This window comes from Streptomyces sp. NPDC087787 (genome assembly GCF_044743035.1).
GTDB lineage: Bacteria > Actinomycetota > Actinomycetes > Streptomycetales > Streptomycetaceae > Streptomyces.
This window is the reverse complement of record NZ_JBIUVQ010000002.1, coordinates 1-15,225: the sequence shown is the minus strand read 5'-3', so window position 1 is coordinate 15,225 and position 15,225 is coordinate 1. Positions and strand designations below refer to the sequence as shown.

At 75.0% G+C, this 15,225-nt stretch carries 14 protein-coding genes and 1 pseudogene; 9 read left to right on the top strand and 6 right to left on the bottom strand.

Translation table 11 applies throughout. The features are described from left to right. Positions 1 to 13: 13 nt before the first annotated feature. Together ACIOWN_RS04110 and ACIOWN_RS04105 are read right to left on the bottom strand one after the other, a co-directional pair. Positions 14 to 1,527, bottom strand: a pseudogene (locus ACIOWN_RS04110) (glycerol-3-phosphate dehydrogenase/oxidase). Further along, positions 1,524 to 2,168: a TetR/AcrR family transcriptional regulator gene (locus tag ACIOWN_RS04105; protein ID WP_362348630.1), complete on the bottom strand. Its 645-nt coding sequence runs from the start codon at positions 2,166 to 2,168 to the stop codon at positions 1,524 to 1,526. Before ACIOWN_RS04105 ends, ACIOWN_RS04110 begins: the two are co-directional and overlap by 4 nt. A gap of 52 nt (positions 2,169 to 2,220) precedes the next feature. Between ACIOWN_RS04105 and ACIOWN_RS04100 the strand changes: the two genes are divergently transcribed. Beyond that, positions 2,221 to 3,816: an FAD-binding oxidoreductase gene (locus tag ACIOWN_RS04100; RefSeq protein ID WP_401980631.1), complete on the top strand. Its 1,596-nt coding sequence runs from the start codon at positions 2,221 to 2,223 to the stop codon at positions 3,814 to 3,816. Between the two features lie 49 nt (positions 3,817 to 3,865). Continuing rightward, complete coding sequence (locus tag ACIOWN_RS04095) at positions 3,866 to 4,747, top strand: YegS/Rv2252/BmrU family lipid kinase (RefSeq protein ID WP_362348632.1); 882 nt, start codon at positions 3,866 to 3,868, stop codon at positions 4,745 to 4,747. Between the two features lie 28 nt (positions 4,748 to 4,775). Here ACIOWN_RS04095 and ACIOWN_RS04090 read toward each other — a convergent pair whose 3' ends face one another. Further along, positions 4,776 to 5,141: a transglycosylase family protein gene (locus tag ACIOWN_RS04090; RefSeq protein WP_362348634.1), complete on the bottom strand. Its 366-nt coding sequence runs from the start codon at positions 5,139 to 5,141 to the stop codon at positions 4,776 to 4,778. Between the two features lie 166 nt (positions 5,142 to 5,307). Here ACIOWN_RS04090 and ACIOWN_RS04085 point away from each other — a divergent pair, with 166 nt between their 5' ends. The 7 genes from ACIOWN_RS04085 to hypE all read left to right on the top strand — a co-directional run bounded on the left by ACIOWN_RS04085 (position 5,308) and on the right by hypE (position 13,466). Further along, the gene (locus ACIOWN_RS04085; protein ID WP_362348636.1) at positions 5,308 to 7,017 is read left to right on the top strand and encodes an enoyl-CoA hydratase-related protein; all 1,710 of its coding nucleotides are present in this window, start codon (positions 5,308 to 5,310) and stop codon (positions 7,015 to 7,017) included. Further along, positions 7,014 to 7,616: a hydrogenase maturation protease gene (locus ACIOWN_RS04080; RefSeq protein ID WP_362348638.1), complete on the top strand. Its 603-nt coding sequence runs from the start codon at positions 7,014 to 7,016 to the stop codon at positions 7,614 to 7,616. The genes ACIOWN_RS04085 and ACIOWN_RS04080 overlap by 4 nt, the downstream gene beginning before the upstream one ends. 66 nt (positions 7,617 to 7,682) lie before the next feature. After that, positions 7,683 to 8,456 carry a hydrogenase nickel incorporation protein HypB gene (gene hypB / locus ACIOWN_RS04075; RefSeq protein WP_362348640.1) on the top strand — a complete coding sequence of 258 codons (774 nt, stop codon included), beginning with the start codon at positions 7,683 to 7,685 and terminating at the stop codon, positions 8,454 to 8,456. Beyond that, on the top strand, positions 8,453 to 10,825 hold the full coding sequence (hypF, locus tag ACIOWN_RS04070) for a carbamoyltransferase HypF (RefSeq protein WP_401980266.1): 2,373 nt from the start codon (positions 8,453 to 8,455) through the stop codon (positions 10,823 to 10,825). Before hypB ends, hypF begins: the two co-directional genes overlap by 4 nt. Positions 10,826 to 10,898: 73 nt before the next feature. After that, positions 10,899 to 11,231 (top strand): HypC/HybG/HupF family hydrogenase formation chaperone, encoded by a 333-nt coding sequence (locus tag ACIOWN_RS04065; RefSeq protein WP_362348644.1) that lies wholly within the window; start codon positions 10,899 to 10,901, stop codon positions 11,229 to 11,231. Beyond that, positions 11,231 to 12,391 (top strand): hydrogenase formation protein HypD, encoded by a 1,161-nt coding sequence (hypD, locus tag ACIOWN_RS04060; protein WP_362348646.1) that lies wholly within the window; start codon positions 11,231 to 11,233, stop codon positions 12,389 to 12,391. Before ACIOWN_RS04065 ends, hypD begins: the two co-directional genes overlap by 1 nt. Next, the gene (gene hypE / locus ACIOWN_RS04055; protein WP_362348648.1) at positions 12,384 to 13,466 is read left to right on the top strand and encodes a hydrogenase expression/formation protein HypE; all 1,083 of its coding nucleotides are present in this window, start codon (positions 12,384 to 12,386) and stop codon (positions 13,464 to 13,466) included. The genes hypD and hypE overlap by 8 nt, the downstream gene beginning before the upstream one ends. Positions 13,467 to 13,535: 69 nt before the next feature. Here hypE and hypA read toward each other — a convergent pair whose 3' ends face one another. The 3 genes from hypA to ACIOWN_RS04040 are packed head-to-tail and all read right to left on the bottom strand — an operon-like array spanning position 13,536 to position 15,131. Further along, positions 13,536 to 13,895 (bottom strand): hydrogenase maturation nickel metallochaperone HypA, encoded by a 360-nt coding sequence (hypA, locus tag ACIOWN_RS04050; protein WP_362348649.1) that lies wholly within the window; start codon positions 13,893 to 13,895, stop codon positions 13,536 to 13,538. A 46-nt stretch (positions 13,896 to 13,941) separates the two neighbouring features. Beyond that, entirely contained in the window at positions 13,942 to 14,538 is a 597-nt protein-coding gene (locus tag ACIOWN_RS04045; RefSeq protein WP_362348651.1) for a DUF5947 family protein, read from the bottom strand. Beyond that, the gene (locus ACIOWN_RS04040; protein ID WP_362348653.1) at positions 14,535 to 15,131 is read right to left on the bottom strand and encodes a NifU family protein; all 597 of its coding nucleotides are present in this window, start codon (positions 15,129 to 15,131) and stop codon (positions 14,535 to 14,537) included. The genes ACIOWN_RS04045 and ACIOWN_RS04040 overlap by 4 nt, the downstream gene beginning before the upstream one ends. Positions 15,132 to 15,225 lie beyond the last annotated feature (94 nt).

Genomic DNA, 15,225 nt, shown 5'->3' with positions numbered 1-15,225 from the left:
GTGAGGGGCCCTTTCACCGGGAGCCCGGAGTCTCGCCCAGCACCTCTCGGGCGGCCCCCAGAGCTCTTGTCCGGTCGGAGGGGATCAGGCCGATTCGGGTGCGGCGGTCCAGGAGGTCGGACTCGTCGAGGGCGCCCTCGTGATGTGCGGCCCAGAGGAGTTCGGCGCGGGTGACGGGGTGGCCCTCCAGTACGGGGGCGCGCAGGTGCGGGTCACGAGCGCCCAGGGCGTGGACGGCCGGTGCCTCCGTGCCGTAGAGGCGGACCAGGCGGCGCGGGGCCGGCAGCGAGGCCAGAGTCCGTGGTGACGCGGCGCCTACGAGGGGGAGGGAGGCCGTGGGGGAGGGGCCCGCGCCGAGTCCGTGCGCGGCGACGGCGGTGTCGACGGCGTCCTCGGCCATGCGCCGGTAGGTGGTGAGCTTGCCGCCCACCACGGTGACCACGCCGTCCGGAGAAGTGAGCACCGCGTGTTTGCGGGAGATGTCCGCCGTCCGGGGCGCCGAGTCGGACCCGTTCGCCGGCGTCGTGTCCAGCAGCGGACGCAGCCCCGCGAAGGCCCCGGCCACGTCGTCGCGGCGTACCGGCACGTCGAGGGCCGAGGCCAGTACGTCGAGCAGGAAGCCGACGTCGGACTCGGGGACCTCCGGCACGTCCGGGACGCCGCCCCCGACGGGCTCGTCGGTGAGCCCGGCGTAGACCCGGCCGTCGTCCTGCGGCAGGACCAGGACGAAGCGGTTGGCCTCCCCGGGGACCGGGATGTGCAGCCCGGCCGGCAGCGGACCGAGCACACCGGGGCGCAGCACGAGGTGGGTACCGCGCGAGGGCCGGACCCGGATGCCGTCCACCAGGCCGCCCGCCCACACCCCGGAGGCGTTGATCACGGCGCGCGCCCGGATCTCGCCCTCCTCGCCGGTCAGCTCGTCCCGCACCCGGGCCCCCGAGCCGGTGAGTTCCAGGGCCCGGACCCGGGTCAGGACGCGGGCGCCGCGCCCCGCCGCCGTGCGGGCGATCGCGGTCACCGGGTCTCCACCACGGACAGCCTGCGCGGCACCGGCAGGGTGGTGCGGGCGGTGCGCGCCGCCAGCCGCAGCCCGTCGCCCGCGCGGAAGCCGGCCCGGGCCAGGGCGGCCTGCCCGCGCGAGACCAGCGGGGTGAGGGGCAGGACGAACGGCTGGGCGCCGACCAGATGGGGAGCGGTGCGTTCCATCAGCACACCGCGTTCGACCGCGCTCTCGTGGGCGACGTCGAACTGGGCGGAGGCGAGGTAGCGCAGTCCGCCGTGGACGAGTTTGGAACTCCAGCGGGAGGTGCCGAAGGCCAGGTCGTGCGCGTCGATCGCGGCGACGGTCAGTCCGCGCGCCGCGGCGTCCAGTGCGGCCCCGGCGCCGGTCGCGCCGAGGCCGACGACCAGGACGTCCACGGCCGGACCGCCGACGGTCCTGGCCAGTTCGCGGGCGCGGCGGGCGGCGGTGAGCGAGGTGCCCGGAGCCGTGCGGGCGGGAACGGCCGGGCCGGTGCCGGGGCTCATGGCGTCAGGGTCCTCTCCAGGAGGGTCCGCAGTTCCGCGAGGAAGGCCTCGCTGTCGAGTTCGGGGTCGTCCTCCTCGGTCATGGTGCGCAGCGACAGCGTGAAGGACTGCACGACCAGCAGCAGGGACCGCGCCTGCCGCTCGGTGTGGCCGGCGCGCACCGACCCGTCGTCGTGGCCCTCGCGCAGGTGGTCGGCGAGCAGGGACAGCAGGGCCTCCTGGCTGGCTCCCCGGCGGTCCAGCACATAGGGGAGCAGCAGCTCGGGGTCCACGTCGACGATCTTGCGGAAGAGCGGATGGGCGCGGAACGCCCTCACCCCGGCCACCAGCCCGTCGACGATCAGCGTGCGCGCGGTCGTCCCGGGCGTGCGTTCCGGCATCGCCCCGACGGCCACGGCGATCCACTCCCGCGTCATCAGGTCGCCGACCAGGGACCGCACATCGGGCCGGCGGCGGTAGAGCGTCATCCGGGACACACCCGCGCGGCGGGCCACGTCCGTCAGGGTCGTACGCCGTACGCCGACGGCCAGGACGCAGTCGCGCACGGCGTCGAGCACGGGATCCCCGTCCGAACGGGCGGGGCGGTCTGCGCGGCCGGAGCGGGCCGGCCCCTCCGAACCGTTGTGACGAATAGGCGTCATGTGTCACAGTGTAACGCACGTCTCCTTCGACACGACCGGTGAGGAACACCCCATGGACATGCTGTGGAGCGGCTGGGGCGACCCGGCCAGGGCCACACCGCTGCCCGAGCCGGTGACCGGACTCCTGCGCGACCTGCTCGGCGTCAAGCCCCGCGGGTCCGGGCCGGTCGCCCTGGAGGAGATCCGCGTCCCCGCCCCACCGCTGACCGCGGACGCGCTCCGCGCCCTGGGTGAGGCCGTGGGCGGCGAGGCGCACGTCCGCACCGACGGCGAATCCCGGATCCGCCACACCCGCGGCAAGTCCACCCCGGACCTGCTGCGCATCAGGGACGGCGACGTCACGGACGTCCCGGCCGCCGTGGTGCTCCCCGCGGACCACGACGACGTACTCGCCGTGCTGCGCGCCTGCGCCGCCCACGGCCTCGCGCTGGTCCCGTACGGCGGCGGCACCTCCGTCGTCGGCGGTCTCGCCCCCGAACGCCGGCGCCCCTTCGTCGCCCTGGACCTGCGCCGGATGAACCGGCTGCTCGCCCTGGACCCGGTCTCCCGTACCGCCACCCTGCAAACCGGCCTGCGCGGCCCGGACACGGAGGCTCTGCTGGCCGGACACGGCTTCACGCTCGGCCATTTCCCCCAGTCCTACGAGTGGGCGACCCTCGGCGGTTTCGCCGCCGCCCGCTCCAGCGGGCAGGCCTCCGCCGGGTACGGACGCTTCGACGAGATGGTGCTCGGCCTCACCCTCGCCACGCCCGAGGGCACGGTGGAGGCCGGCCGCGCCCCGCGCTCGGCGGCCGGACCCGACCTGCGCCAGCTCGTCCTCGGCTCCGAGGGCGCGTTCGGCGTGATCACCTCGGTGACCGTGCGCCTGCGTCCCCTCCCGCAGATCCGCGTGTACGAGGGCTGGCGCTTCGCCTCCTTCGAGCAGGGCGCCGCGGCCCTGCGCCGGCTCGCCCAGGACGGGCCGCGCCCGACCGTGCTGCGCCTGTCCGACGAGACCGAGACCCTGATCGGCCTCGCCCAGCCCGACGCCATCGGTTCCCCGGACAGCCAACGAGCCGCCGGCTGCCAGGCGATCGCCGGCTACGAGGGCACCGCCGAGGACACCGCGCACCGCAGGCGGCGGGCCGCGGCCGTGCTGCGCGAATGCGGCGGCACCTGCCTGGGCGAGGAACCGGGGGAGCGCTGGGCCCACGGCCGCTACTCGGCGCCCTACCTGCGCGACTCCCTCCTGGACGCGGGCGCGTTCGCCGAGACGCTGGAGACCGCCGCCTTCTGGTCCCGGATCCCCGGGCTGTACGCCGCCGTCCGGGAGGCGCTGACCACCACGCTCACCGAGTCGGGCACCCCGCCCCTGGTGATGTGCCACATCTCGCACGTCTACGAGAACGGCGCCTCGCTGTACTTCACCGTGGTCAGCGCCCAGGGCGACGACCCGGTGGCGCACTGGGCGCCCGCCAAGCGGGCCGCGAACGAGGCGATCCTCGCCGCGGGCGGCACCATCAGCCACCACCACGGCGTGGGCACCGACCACCGCGACGGATACGTCCGGGAGGCCGGCCCGCTCGGCGTCGAGGCGCTGCGGGCCGTCAAGCGCCGGCTGGACCCCGACGGCCTGCTCAACCCGGGCGTCCTGCTGCCCCTCGACTGACCCCGACTGCCCCCCGCCCCACCCCGTTTCCGTCCCGGAGGCCCCACCGATGCGACAGTTCACCGCCATCGTCAACCCCACCGCGGGCGGATCCGCCGGGGCCGCGGCGCTGCTGCGGGTGGCCAGGCTGCTCCGGGAGGCCGGCGCCGGGGTGGAGACCGAGTACAGCCGCAGCCTCACCCACGCCCAGGACCTCGCCCGCCGGGCCGGCGAGCGCGACCGCGTGGTGCTCGCCGTGGGCGGCGACGGCATCGCGGGCGGCATCGGCGGAGCCCTCAGCGGTACCGCCACCCTCCTGGGCCTGGTCCCCGCGGGCCGCGGCAACGACTTCGCCCGCGCGCTCCAACTGCCCGAGGATCCGGCCGCGTTGGCCCGCATCCTGCTGCACGGCGCCCCGCGCCGCGTCGACACCGTCGAGGTGGAGTCGGCCGCGCACCCGCGCACCGTCGTCCTCGGCAGCGTGTACGCGGGCGTCGACGCGCTCGCCAACCGGCACGCGAACAACTCCCGGCTGCTGCGCGGCGCCGCCTCCTACTACGCCGGCGGGCTGCGTGCCGTGGCCACCTGGCGACCGGCGACCTACCACGTGACCGTCGACGGGGAGGAGCACATCCACCGCGGCTACACCGTGGTGGCCGCCAACTCCGCCTTCTACGGCTCCGGTCGCATGATCGCGCCCGGCGCCCGCGTCGACGACGGCCTGCTCGACGTGGTGATGATCCGCGAGGCACCGCGACGGCTCTTCTTCACGCTGATGAACGAGCTGAAGTCGGGCGCGCACGTCGAGCGCCCCGAGGTGCGGATCCTGCGGGGCGGACGGATCCGGATCGCCGCCGACCGGGAGGTGCCCTACGGCGCCGACGGCGAGGTCGAGGCGGTGCTGCCCGTCACGGCCCGTGTGCTGCCCGGCGCGCTCGCCGTGCTGTGCTGACCGTCCGCCGGCGCGGCGCCAGGTGCCGTCAGGAACAACCCCAGGCCGACATCCCCTGGAGGACGGCGAGCCGCCTGGCCACGGCGATCTGCTCTCTGCGCGAGGCCAGGTCCGCCCGGCGCGCGTACTTCAGGCCGCCCGCGGCCACCCAGCTCGACTGGCGGAACTGGAGCCCGCCGTAGTACCCGTTGCCGGTGTTCGCCTTCCAGTTGCCGCTGGACTCGCAGGCGGCGATGGCCTCCCAGTCGGGACCGAGACCGACGGCCGGAGCCGCCGTCGCCTGGGGTCCGCCGGCCAGTGCCGCGGTGGTCGCCGCGGCCAGCAGGGTCCCGTGCAGCGCGCGACGGCGAGGGTGGCGGCCGGGGGCTCTGTCGATGTTCTGCCGATTATTCATGCACAGACTGTTACATCATATGATCGGAAAGTAGTGAAGTGGCGCGCCGGGCGATCCGGATGAAAAGGGAGCCTGACGCGGACGGCGGAGAGTGTCTGAGGCAGACGGACGAACCTTCCGCCGGGGTCCTTTCCGGAGCCCGGCAAAGGGGACACCATGCCGCGTCATGGACATTCTGCTCGTCGCCAGTGCGTTCAACAGCCTGTCCCAGCGCGTCCACGCCGAACTGACGGACCACGGCCACCACGTCGACGTCGTGCTCGCCGCGCACGGCCCCGACGCCGTCCGTGCCGCCGTCACCGAGACGAACCCGGAACTCGTCATCGCGCCGATGCTCAAGACCGCGCTGCCCGAGGACGTGTGGCGGGAGCACACCTGCCTCATCGTGCACCCCGGCCCACCGGGCGACCGCGGTCCCTCCTCGCTGGACTGGGCGATCGCAGACCAGGCACCCGAGTGGGGCGTCACGGTCCTCCAGGCCGAGGCGGCGATGGACGCCGGTGCCATCTGGGCGGCCGTGCCGTTCCCTACGGCACCGGTCGGCAAGAGCGACCTGTACCGCAACGAGGCCTCCGACGCCGCCGTGGCCGCCGTGCTCCTGGCCGTACGGCGCTACGCGGAGGGCTCCTTCAAACCGCTGCCGCAGAGCGACCCCTCCGTCGGCGTCGTCCGGCGCGGCTTCCTGCGCCAGGAGCGGCGCCGCGTCGACTGGGAGAACGACAGCACGGCGACCGTGCTGCGCAAGCTGAGAGGCGCCGACTCGCAGCCCGGAGTCCTCGACGAACTCCACGGCCGTGAACTGTTCCTGCACGGCGGCCACCCGGAGGACCAACTACGCGGCCGTCCGGGAGAGTTGCTCGCCACCCGGGCGGGAGCGGTGTGCCGGGCCACCCGGGACGGGGCCGTGTGGATCCCGGAACTCAGGCCGCGCAAGAACTCCGGCGACCCCGCCCCCTTCAAACGCCCGGCCGCCTCGGTCCTCGGCCCGACCGGCCTCCCGGAGGCCGCCGTCCCGCTCGAACTGCCCCCGGACCGGCGCACCTGGACCGACATCCGCTACCGGCAGCGCGGCGAGGTCGGCTTCGTCACCTTCTCCTTCCCCGGCGGCGCGATGAGCACCGGCCACTGCCGCAGACTGCTCGCCGCCTACCGCCACGCCCTCTCCCGCCCCACCCCGGTACTCGTCCTCGGCGGCACCCGCGACTTCTTCTCCAACGGCATCCATCTGAACGTCATCGAGGCGTCCGAGGACCCGGCCGCCGAGTCGTGGGCCAACCTCAACGCCATGGACGACCTGGTCGAGGCGGTGCTGCGCACCACCGACCGGCTGGTCGTCGCCGCGCTCGGCGGCAACGCCGCCGCGGGCGGCGTCATGCTCGCCCTCGCCGCCGACGAGGTGTGGTGCCGCACCGGCGCCGTGCTCAACCCGCACTACCGCCGGATGGGCCTGTACGGCTCGGAGTTCTGGACCTACAGCCTGCCGCGCCGCACCGGCACCGGCACGGCCGGGCGGCTGACCACCGAGGCCCTTCCGGTGAGCGCCGCCACCGCGCACGGCCTCGGCCTGGTGGACCGTCTCGTGCCCGTCCCCGCCGGGGAGTTCACCACCGAGGTGGACCGCATGGCGGCCGCGCTCGCCGACGCACCCGACCTCGGCCGGCGCATCGACGCCAAGGCGTCGGCCCGCGCACGCGACGAGGCCGTACGGCCGCTCGCGGACCACCGGCACGCCGAACTCGCCCGGATGCACGACATCTTCTTCGACCCCACCGCCCCCTACCACGCACTGCGCTCGGCCTTCGTCCGCAAACTCCCCGGCGCCTGCGCCCGTCCCCTGACCCCGGCCCCCGCCCCGCTCACCGGAGGCACCCGATGACGCCGCCGCCCGCCGCCCGGATCCTGGTCGCCGGTGTCGGCAACATCTTCCTCGCCGACGACGCCTTCGGCCCCGAGGTGATCCAGGCCCTCGGCATCCGCCCGCTGCCGGCCGTGGTCCGGGTGCGGGACTACGGCATCCGCGGCCTCGACCTCGCCTACGAACTGCTGGACGGCTACGACACGGCCGTCCTCGTCGACGCGGCGCCGCGCGGACACCGGCCCGGCACCCTGTCCCTGATCGAGGCGGAACTCCCCGACCCGGAGACCGGCGCCGCGGCCCCGCCGGAGGCCCACGGCATGGACCCGGCCAAGGTGCTCGCCCTGGCCGCCCACCTGGGCGACGGGCCGCTCCCGCGTGTCCTCGTGCTCGCCTGCGAGCCCCAGGTGCGGCCCCGCGGCGACGAGGACATCATGCCCGGGCTCAGCGACCCGGTGCGGGACGCCGTCGCCCCGGCCGTCGAGGCCCTGCACACCATGATCCCGGTGCTGCTCGCCGACCCCACGGCCACCCCGCCGTTGGTCCGCACGGAGGAATCCGCCCCCGCGCACACGGCTGCGCTCCCGCACCTCGCCACCGACGCGGCCGAAGATCGGTGAGGGGCCCCGCCCCCGCCCGCCCTGCCTCTCCCGCCCCGCCCCGAGCCGACTCCCAGGAGCAGCGCCATGTGCCGGTCCGTCGACGTCAAGCAGGCCGTCCTCGCCAAGAACGACGACCTCGCCGCCACCCTGCGCGGCGACCTGGCCCGGCAGGGCGTGGCCGCCGTCAACCTGCTGTCCAGCCCCGGCAGCGGCAAGACCGAACTCCTCGGCCGGGTACTCGCCCGCGCCGTCGAACGGGGCGTCCCGGTGGCCGCGCTGACCGCGGACCTGGCGACCGAGAACGACGCCCGCCGGCTGGCCCGCTCCGGCGCCCCGGTGCAGCAGGTCCTCACCGACGGACTCTGCCACCTGGAGGCCCGGCAGGTCCGCTCCCGGCTGGAGGGCTGGCTGCCTGAGGACACGGCGGTGCTGTTCGTGGAGAACGTCGGCAACCTCGTCTGCCCCGCGTCGTACGACCTCGGCGAGACCCTGCGGATCGTGCTGATGGCGGTGACCGAGGGCGAGGACAAGCCACTGAAGTACCCCACCGCGTTCGGCTCCGCCCACCTGGTCGTGGTCACCAAGACCGACCTGGCCGAGGCCGCCGGCTTCGACGAGAGCGCCTTCCGGGCCCATGTGCGGCAGGTCAACCCCGGCGTGGAGATCGTACGGACCTGCGCGCGCACCGGCGACGGCGTCGACATCGTGCTGGAACACGCGCTCGCCGCCCGCGACGGCGCCCCGCGGCACCGGCCGCCGCTCACCCCGCACCCCCACGTCCACGACCACGCCGCCGACGGCGAGCAGGCCCACGACCACCACACCCATCCGCACCCGGCGACCACCCCCGTCTCATGACCGCACCCGTCACCGGCCCGGTACGCCGCCGCCTCACCGTGCGCGGCACCGTGCAGGGCGTGGGCTTCAGGCCGTACGTGCACCGCCTGGCCGCCGACCTGGCGCTGGCCGGCTTCGTCGGCAACACCGCCGCCGGCGTGCTGATCGAGATCGAGGGGCCGCCCGACGACGTCACCCGGTTCTGCGACCGGCTGGCCCGGCAGCCGCCCCCGCTGGCCGCCGTCACCGGCATCGGCCTGGAGGACCTTCCCGCCGACGGCGCCACCGGCCCGTTCGTCATCCGCGCCACCGAACACTCACCGGGTCGCACCCAACTCCCGCCCGACACCGCGACCTGCGCCGACTGCCTGCGCGAACTGGCCGACCCGGACGACCGCCGCCACCGGCACCCCTTCATCACGTGCACCCACTGCGGCCCCCGCTTCACCATCGCCACCGCCATGCCGTACGACCGCGCCGTCACGACCATGGCCGGCTTCCCGATGTGCCCCGCCTGCGCCCGGGAGTACACCGACCCCGCCGACCGGCGCTTCCACGCCCAGCCCGTGGCCTGCCCCGCCTGCGGCCCCCGGCTGCGCCTGGTCCCCGCAGCGGGCAGCGGGCTCCGCCCGGCCCGGGACGCGGCCGCCCTGGCGGCCGCCCGGGCCCTGCTCGCCGCCGGACGGATCGTCGCCGTCAAGGGCATCGGCGGCTACCACCTGGCCTGCGACGCCACCGACGCCCGCGCCGTCGCCACCCTGCGGGCCCGCAAGGAACGCGGCGGCAAGGCGTTCGCCGTGATGTGCGCCGACCTCGCCGCCGTCGAGCGGATCGCCTGCCCCACCGACCGCGAACGGGCCGCGCTCACCGGCCCGAGGCGGCCCATCGTCCTGCTGCGCCGCCGACCACGGCCGGACGGGCTCCGCCTGTCCGACGAGGTCTGCCCCGGCAGCCCCCACGTCGGCGTGATGCTGCCCTACACCCCCGTGCACACCCTGCTGTTCGGGCTGCCCGGCGATCCCCCCGGCCCGCGCGCACTCGTGATGACCAGCGGCAACCGCTCCGGCGAACCCATCGTCACCGACGACGAGGAGGCGCTGACCCGGCTCGCCGGACTGGCCGACGCCTGGCTCGCCCACGACCGGCCCATCGCCTGCCCCTGCGACGACTCCCTGCTGCGGGTGCGCCCCGACGGCACCGAACAGGTCCTGCGCCGCTCCCGCGGCTACACGCCCCGCCCCCTGCGCCTGCCGATCGCGGTGCGCCCCGCGCTCGCGGTGGGCGGCGACCTGAAGAACGCCCCGTGCGTCGGCGACGGCGAGCAGGCCTGGTTCGGGCCGCACATCGGCGACATGGGGGAGCTCGCCACCCAGGAGGCCGCCCACCGGGCAGAACGGCACCTGCTGCGCCTGACCGGAGTGACCCCCGCCCTGGTCGCCGCCGACCGCCATCCCGGCTACCACTCGGCCCGCTGGGCGCGCCGCCGCGCCGCCGGGCTTCCGCGGCCGGAGCCCGTACTGGTCCAGCACCACCACGCGCACATCGCCTCGGCGATGGCCGAGCACGGCCTCGACGGCACCTCGCCCGTCATCGGCGTCGCCTTCGACGGCACCGGATACGGCGACGACGGCACCGTCTGGGGCGGCGAGTTCCTGCTCGCCGACTACACCGGCCACCGCCGCTACGCCCGGCTGACCCCCGCCCCGCTGCCCGGCGGCGACGCGGGCGTGGCCAACCCCTGCCGGCTCGCCCTGGCCCGGCTGTGGGCCGCGGGACTGCCCTGGGACCCCCGCCTGCCCAGCGTCGCCGCCTGCACCGCCGACGAACGGACGCTGCTGCAGCAGCAGTTGGAGCGTGGCCTGGCCTGTGTGCCGACCTCGAGCACGGGCCGGCTCTTCGACGCCGTGTCCTCCCTCGCGGGCGTGTGCCATCGCGCGGGCTACGAGGCGCAGGCCGCGCTGGAGTTGGAGGCGGCCGCGACCCTGGCCCGGGACGCCGACAGCGCGGCGTACCCCTTCGGCTTCACCGACGGCCCCGGCCCCCTCGGCTGCGACCCGGCGCCCATGCTGCGGGCGCTCCTGGACGACCAGCGGCGCGGCACCCCGCCGCCGGTCCTCGCGGCCCGCTTCCACCGGGGCCTCGCGCGGGCCGTCGCGGAGATCTGCCACCGCGCCCGCGCCGCCACCGGCCTGACCACCGTCGTCCTCAGCGGCGGTGTCTTCGCCAACGGGCTGCTGGAGGACGCGTGCGCCGCGCTGCTCACCGCGGACGGCTTCACCGTCCTGCGCCATGGCGAAGTCCCCCCGAACGACGGCGGACTGGCCCTGGGACAGCTCGTGGTCGCGGCACACGAGCCACACCACCGGCGGCGCCAGGAAGCCGCCGGATGAGCCGACCGGGCCGGGACCCGCGCGAGGGCCGCGAAGCCGGCGGACGACCGACAGCGACGAGACGGAGTGACCCATGTGTTTGGCAGTGCCCGGCAAAGTCGTGGCCATCGACCACCGCGCCGACCCGCTCACCGGTCTGATCGACTTCGGCGGGGTGCAGAAACAGGCGTGTCTGGAGTACCTGCCCGATGTGCGGGTGGGGGAGTACGTGATCGTCCACGTCGGGTTCGCCCTCCAGCGGCTGGACGAGGAGTCGGCCCGGGCGTCCCTGGAGCTGTTCAAGGAACTGGGGCTGCTGGAGGAGGAGTTCGGCGACGCCTGGGCCCAGGCGGCCGAGCAGGCCGGCGATCCGGCCCCGCACGCCTTGGGATCCGGGGAACGCGAGAAGAGCGGGAGTGAGGCCTGATGAAGTACATCGACGAGTTCAACGACCCCGAGCTGGCACGGCGGCTGCTGGACGAGATCCGCGCGACGGTCACCCGGCCGTGGGCGCTGATGGAGGTCTGCGGCGGCCAGACCCACTCGATCATCCGGCACGGCATCGACCAACTGCTGCCTGAGGAAGTCGAGTTGATCCACGGCCCCGGCTGTCCGGTGTGCGTGACTCCCCTCGAAGTCATCGACAAGGCACTGGAGATCGCCGCCCGTCCCGACGTGATCTTCTGCTCGTTCGGCGACATGCTGCGGGTGCCGGGCACCGACCGGGACCTGTTCCGGGTCAAGGGCGAGGGCGGGGACGTACGGGTGGTGTACTCGCCGCTCGACGCCCTCCAGCTCGCCCGGCGGCACCCGGACCGGCAGGTGGTCTTCTTCGCCATCGGCTTCGAGACGACCGCTCCCGCCAACGCCATGGCCGTGCACCAGGCCCGCCGCCTGGGCCTGGACAACTTCAGCCTGCTGGTCTCCCATGTCCGGGTGCCACCGGCCATCGAGGCGATCATGACGGCCCCGGCCTGCCGGGTGCAGGGCTTCCTCGCCGCCGGGCACGTGTGCAGCGTCATGGGCACCGCCGAGTACCCGGATCTCGCCGAGCGGCACCGGGTCCCGATCGTGGTCACCGGGTTCGAACCGCTGGACATCCTCGAAGGCATCCGGCGCGCCGTGCACCAACTCGAACGGGGCGAGCACCGGGTGGACAACGCCTACCCGCGCGCCGTGCGCGAGGCGGGCAATCCGGCCGCCCTGACCATGCTCCAGGAGGTCTTCGAGGTCGCCGACCGGTCCTGGCGCGGCATCGGACGCATCCCGGCCAGCGGCTGGCGGCTGTCCGAGGCCTACCGCGACTACGACGCCGAGCACCGCTTCGACGTCGCGGGCATCCGCACCGAGGAACCCGCCGTGTGCCGCGCGGGCGAGGTACTCCAGGGGCTGATCAAGCCCACCGAGTGCTCCGCGTTCGGCACCACCTGCACCCCGCGCACCCCTCTCGGCGCCACCATGGTCTCCAACGAGGGTGCCTGCGCCGCCTACTACCTGTACCGCCGGATGACCGGACAGGCCTCACCGGGCGCCCCGGCGCCGCAGGGCTCCCGCATCCCGCAGGAGGAGATGAACCCCGTTGGCTGAACTGGCTTCCCCCACCGCCGACGCCCCCGTCGACCCGGCGAACTGGACCTGCCCCGCTCCGCTGCGCGACCAGCCGGTCGTGGTGATGGGCCACGGCGGAGGCGGCGCGCTGTCCGCCGAACTGATCCAGGACGTCTTCACCCCGGCCTACGGCAACCCCGTCCTCGCCGCCATGGGCGACTCCGCCGTCCTCCACCTCGGCGGCACCCGGCTGGCGTTCTCCACCGACTCCTACGTCGTCAGGCCGTTGTTCTTCCCCGGCGGCAGCCTCGGCGACCTGGCGGTCAACGGCACCGTCAACGACCTGGCGATGAGCGGCGCCCGGCCCGCCTACCTCTCCGCGGCCTTCGTCCTGGAGGAGGGCGTGGAGCTGACCGTGGTCGACCGGGTCGCGCGTGCCATGGGCGCCGCCGCCGAGGCCGCGGGTGTCACCGTGGCCACCGGCGACACCAAGGTGGTGGAGGCCGGACACGGCGACGGCGTGTACGTCACCACCGCCGGCGTCGGCCTCGTCCCCGAGGGCGTGGACATCCGCCCGCAGCGCGCCCGGCCGGGCGACGCCGTCATCGTCAGCGGCCCGATCGGCCTGCACGGCGTCGCGATCATGAGCGTCCGGGAGGGCCTGGAGTTCGGCGTCGAGGTCGCCAGCGACACGGCGCCCCTGGGTGACCTGGTGGCCGCCATGCTGGCCGTCACCCCGGACATCCACGTGCTGCGCGACCCCACCCGGGGCGGTCTCGCCGCCTCCCTCAACGAGATCGCCCGCGCCTCCGGCACCGGGATCCGGCTGAGCGAACGCGCCATCCCCGTCCCCGACGCGGTCGCGAACGCCTGCGGATTCCTCGGCCTGGATCCGCTGTACGTGGCCAACGAGGGCCGGCTCGTCGCCTTCGTGCCGCCCACCGAGGCGGAGGCCGTCCTGGAGGCGATGCGTGCCCACCCGCAGGGCGGCAAAGCCGTGCTCATCGGCGAGTGCGTCGCCGAGCACCCCGGCATGGTGGTCGTCGCCACCGGCCTGGGCGGCACCCGGGTCGTCGATCTGCCGCTGGGGGAGCAACTGCCTCGTATCTGCTGACCCGCAGTGCCGAACGGCCCCGCCGGTGCGTCGGGCACCGGCGGGGCCGTCCGGCCGGCGGACGGCCCGTCAGGGCGTCGGCGACGACGCGGGCTCGATGGCGGTGATCTCCAACTCCCGTCCGCTGCGCAGGTCCCGCGAGGGACGGTCGCAGTGGGGGCACCAGAAGAACGGGGGCATGCCGACCGGGAACTCCGCGTCGCACGGCACGCAGTGGGCGTGCGCGGTCACCTGTTCGACGACGAGCCGGGCCCCGGCCAGGGCGGTGCCCTCGCGGGCGACCTCGAAGGCGAAGCTCAGCGCGTCGGGTACGACCCCGGCCAGCTCGCCCACCCGCACCGTCACCACCGAGACGGGGCCCGTGCCCTCGGCGCGGGCCACCTCGTCGGCCTGTTCCACGATCGCGGTCGCGATCGACAATTCGTGCATGCCGGCCAGCTCCGTTCGGTAGCTTTGATCGGCCAGTTCCGTACGGTCAGTTCCGCTCGGTCAGCTCCGCGAAGAACTGCTCGACGGCGGGCCACAACCGGCCCCCGCCGGACAGGCCCCGCCACTCGCGGCGGACCACGGCCAGCATCCGGAAGCAGTCGTCGACGGGCACGATCCAGTGGTGGTCCATGCCCTGGACGGTGTTGACGAGCAGCGCCTCCACCTCGGCCTCCATGCCGCCGAGTTCGGGGATCCGGCCGGCCAACTGCCGCCAGGCCGCCGCGTCCACCTCCCAGCGCATCGAACCTGCCGGGCTCGGACCCTCGGCGGTGACCGTGCCGTCGGCGCGCGGCACGAAGAAGACCAGGCCGACCGGCACGCCCAGCGCCGCCGTGTCGACGTGCGGAAGCCGCACCCGGCGCCGGGGGACGAGCCGGTGGTGCCCGCCGCCCGCCCCGTCCCCGGCGAAGAGCACCGAGCACGGGCCGCAGGCGCACCGCACCTCCGCCTCGGCGGTGTCGTAGAGATGGCGGTGGTCCTCGGGCACCGGCGCGGCGCACAGATCGCACACCTCGCCCGCCGCCGCGGCTCTGCCGCCGGCCGAGGAACGGATGAGACGGGCCAGCGCCCCGTCCCCGGTCACCGCGGCTCCTGCGGCTGTGGCGCACCCCGGCGCATGAGCGTGTCCAGGGGGACGAACGCCGGGGCCGCCTGCCGCTCGGCCGCGGCGGCCACCGCCTCCACCGCCGCCAGTTCGGGAGCGGCGGCGAGCACGGCGGCACGGACGGCCTCGCCCACGTCGTCCGTGCCGCCGCCGCACCCGGCACCGCACCCGCCGCCGCCCGTGGTGACCCGTACTCGGGCCACCCGCTCCTCCAGGCCCACCCACTCGACGTCGCCGCCGCGCTCGCGGACGGCCGGGCGCAGCCGTTCGACCGCGCGCTCCGCCCGGCGCTCGGCCGGCTCGGGGTGGATCTCGTGCAGGACCAGGAGATGGCCCAGCAGCTCGTCCTCGGCCAGACGCCCCGTCAGTTCACCGTCCGCGCGGTCGAGCACGCGGCCCAGCGCCTCGCCGTACACCTCGGTCAGCAGCCGCACGGCCTCCAGGGCGGACCGCACGGTCGGCCCCGGAGCGGCCTCGAGGCCCGCGAGGAGTTCGTCGAGCCGGGCGAGCCGCGCCTCGACGTCCGGGTCCGCGAGCCGGCCGGACCGGGTGCTCTGCTCCGTGTCAGACATGGTCGGTTCCGTAGGTGGGGGTGTGGGTGGTGGTGAGGGTTTTGCCGTTGCCGAGGTACATGTGGACGCCGCAGGGGAGGCAGGGGTCGAAGCT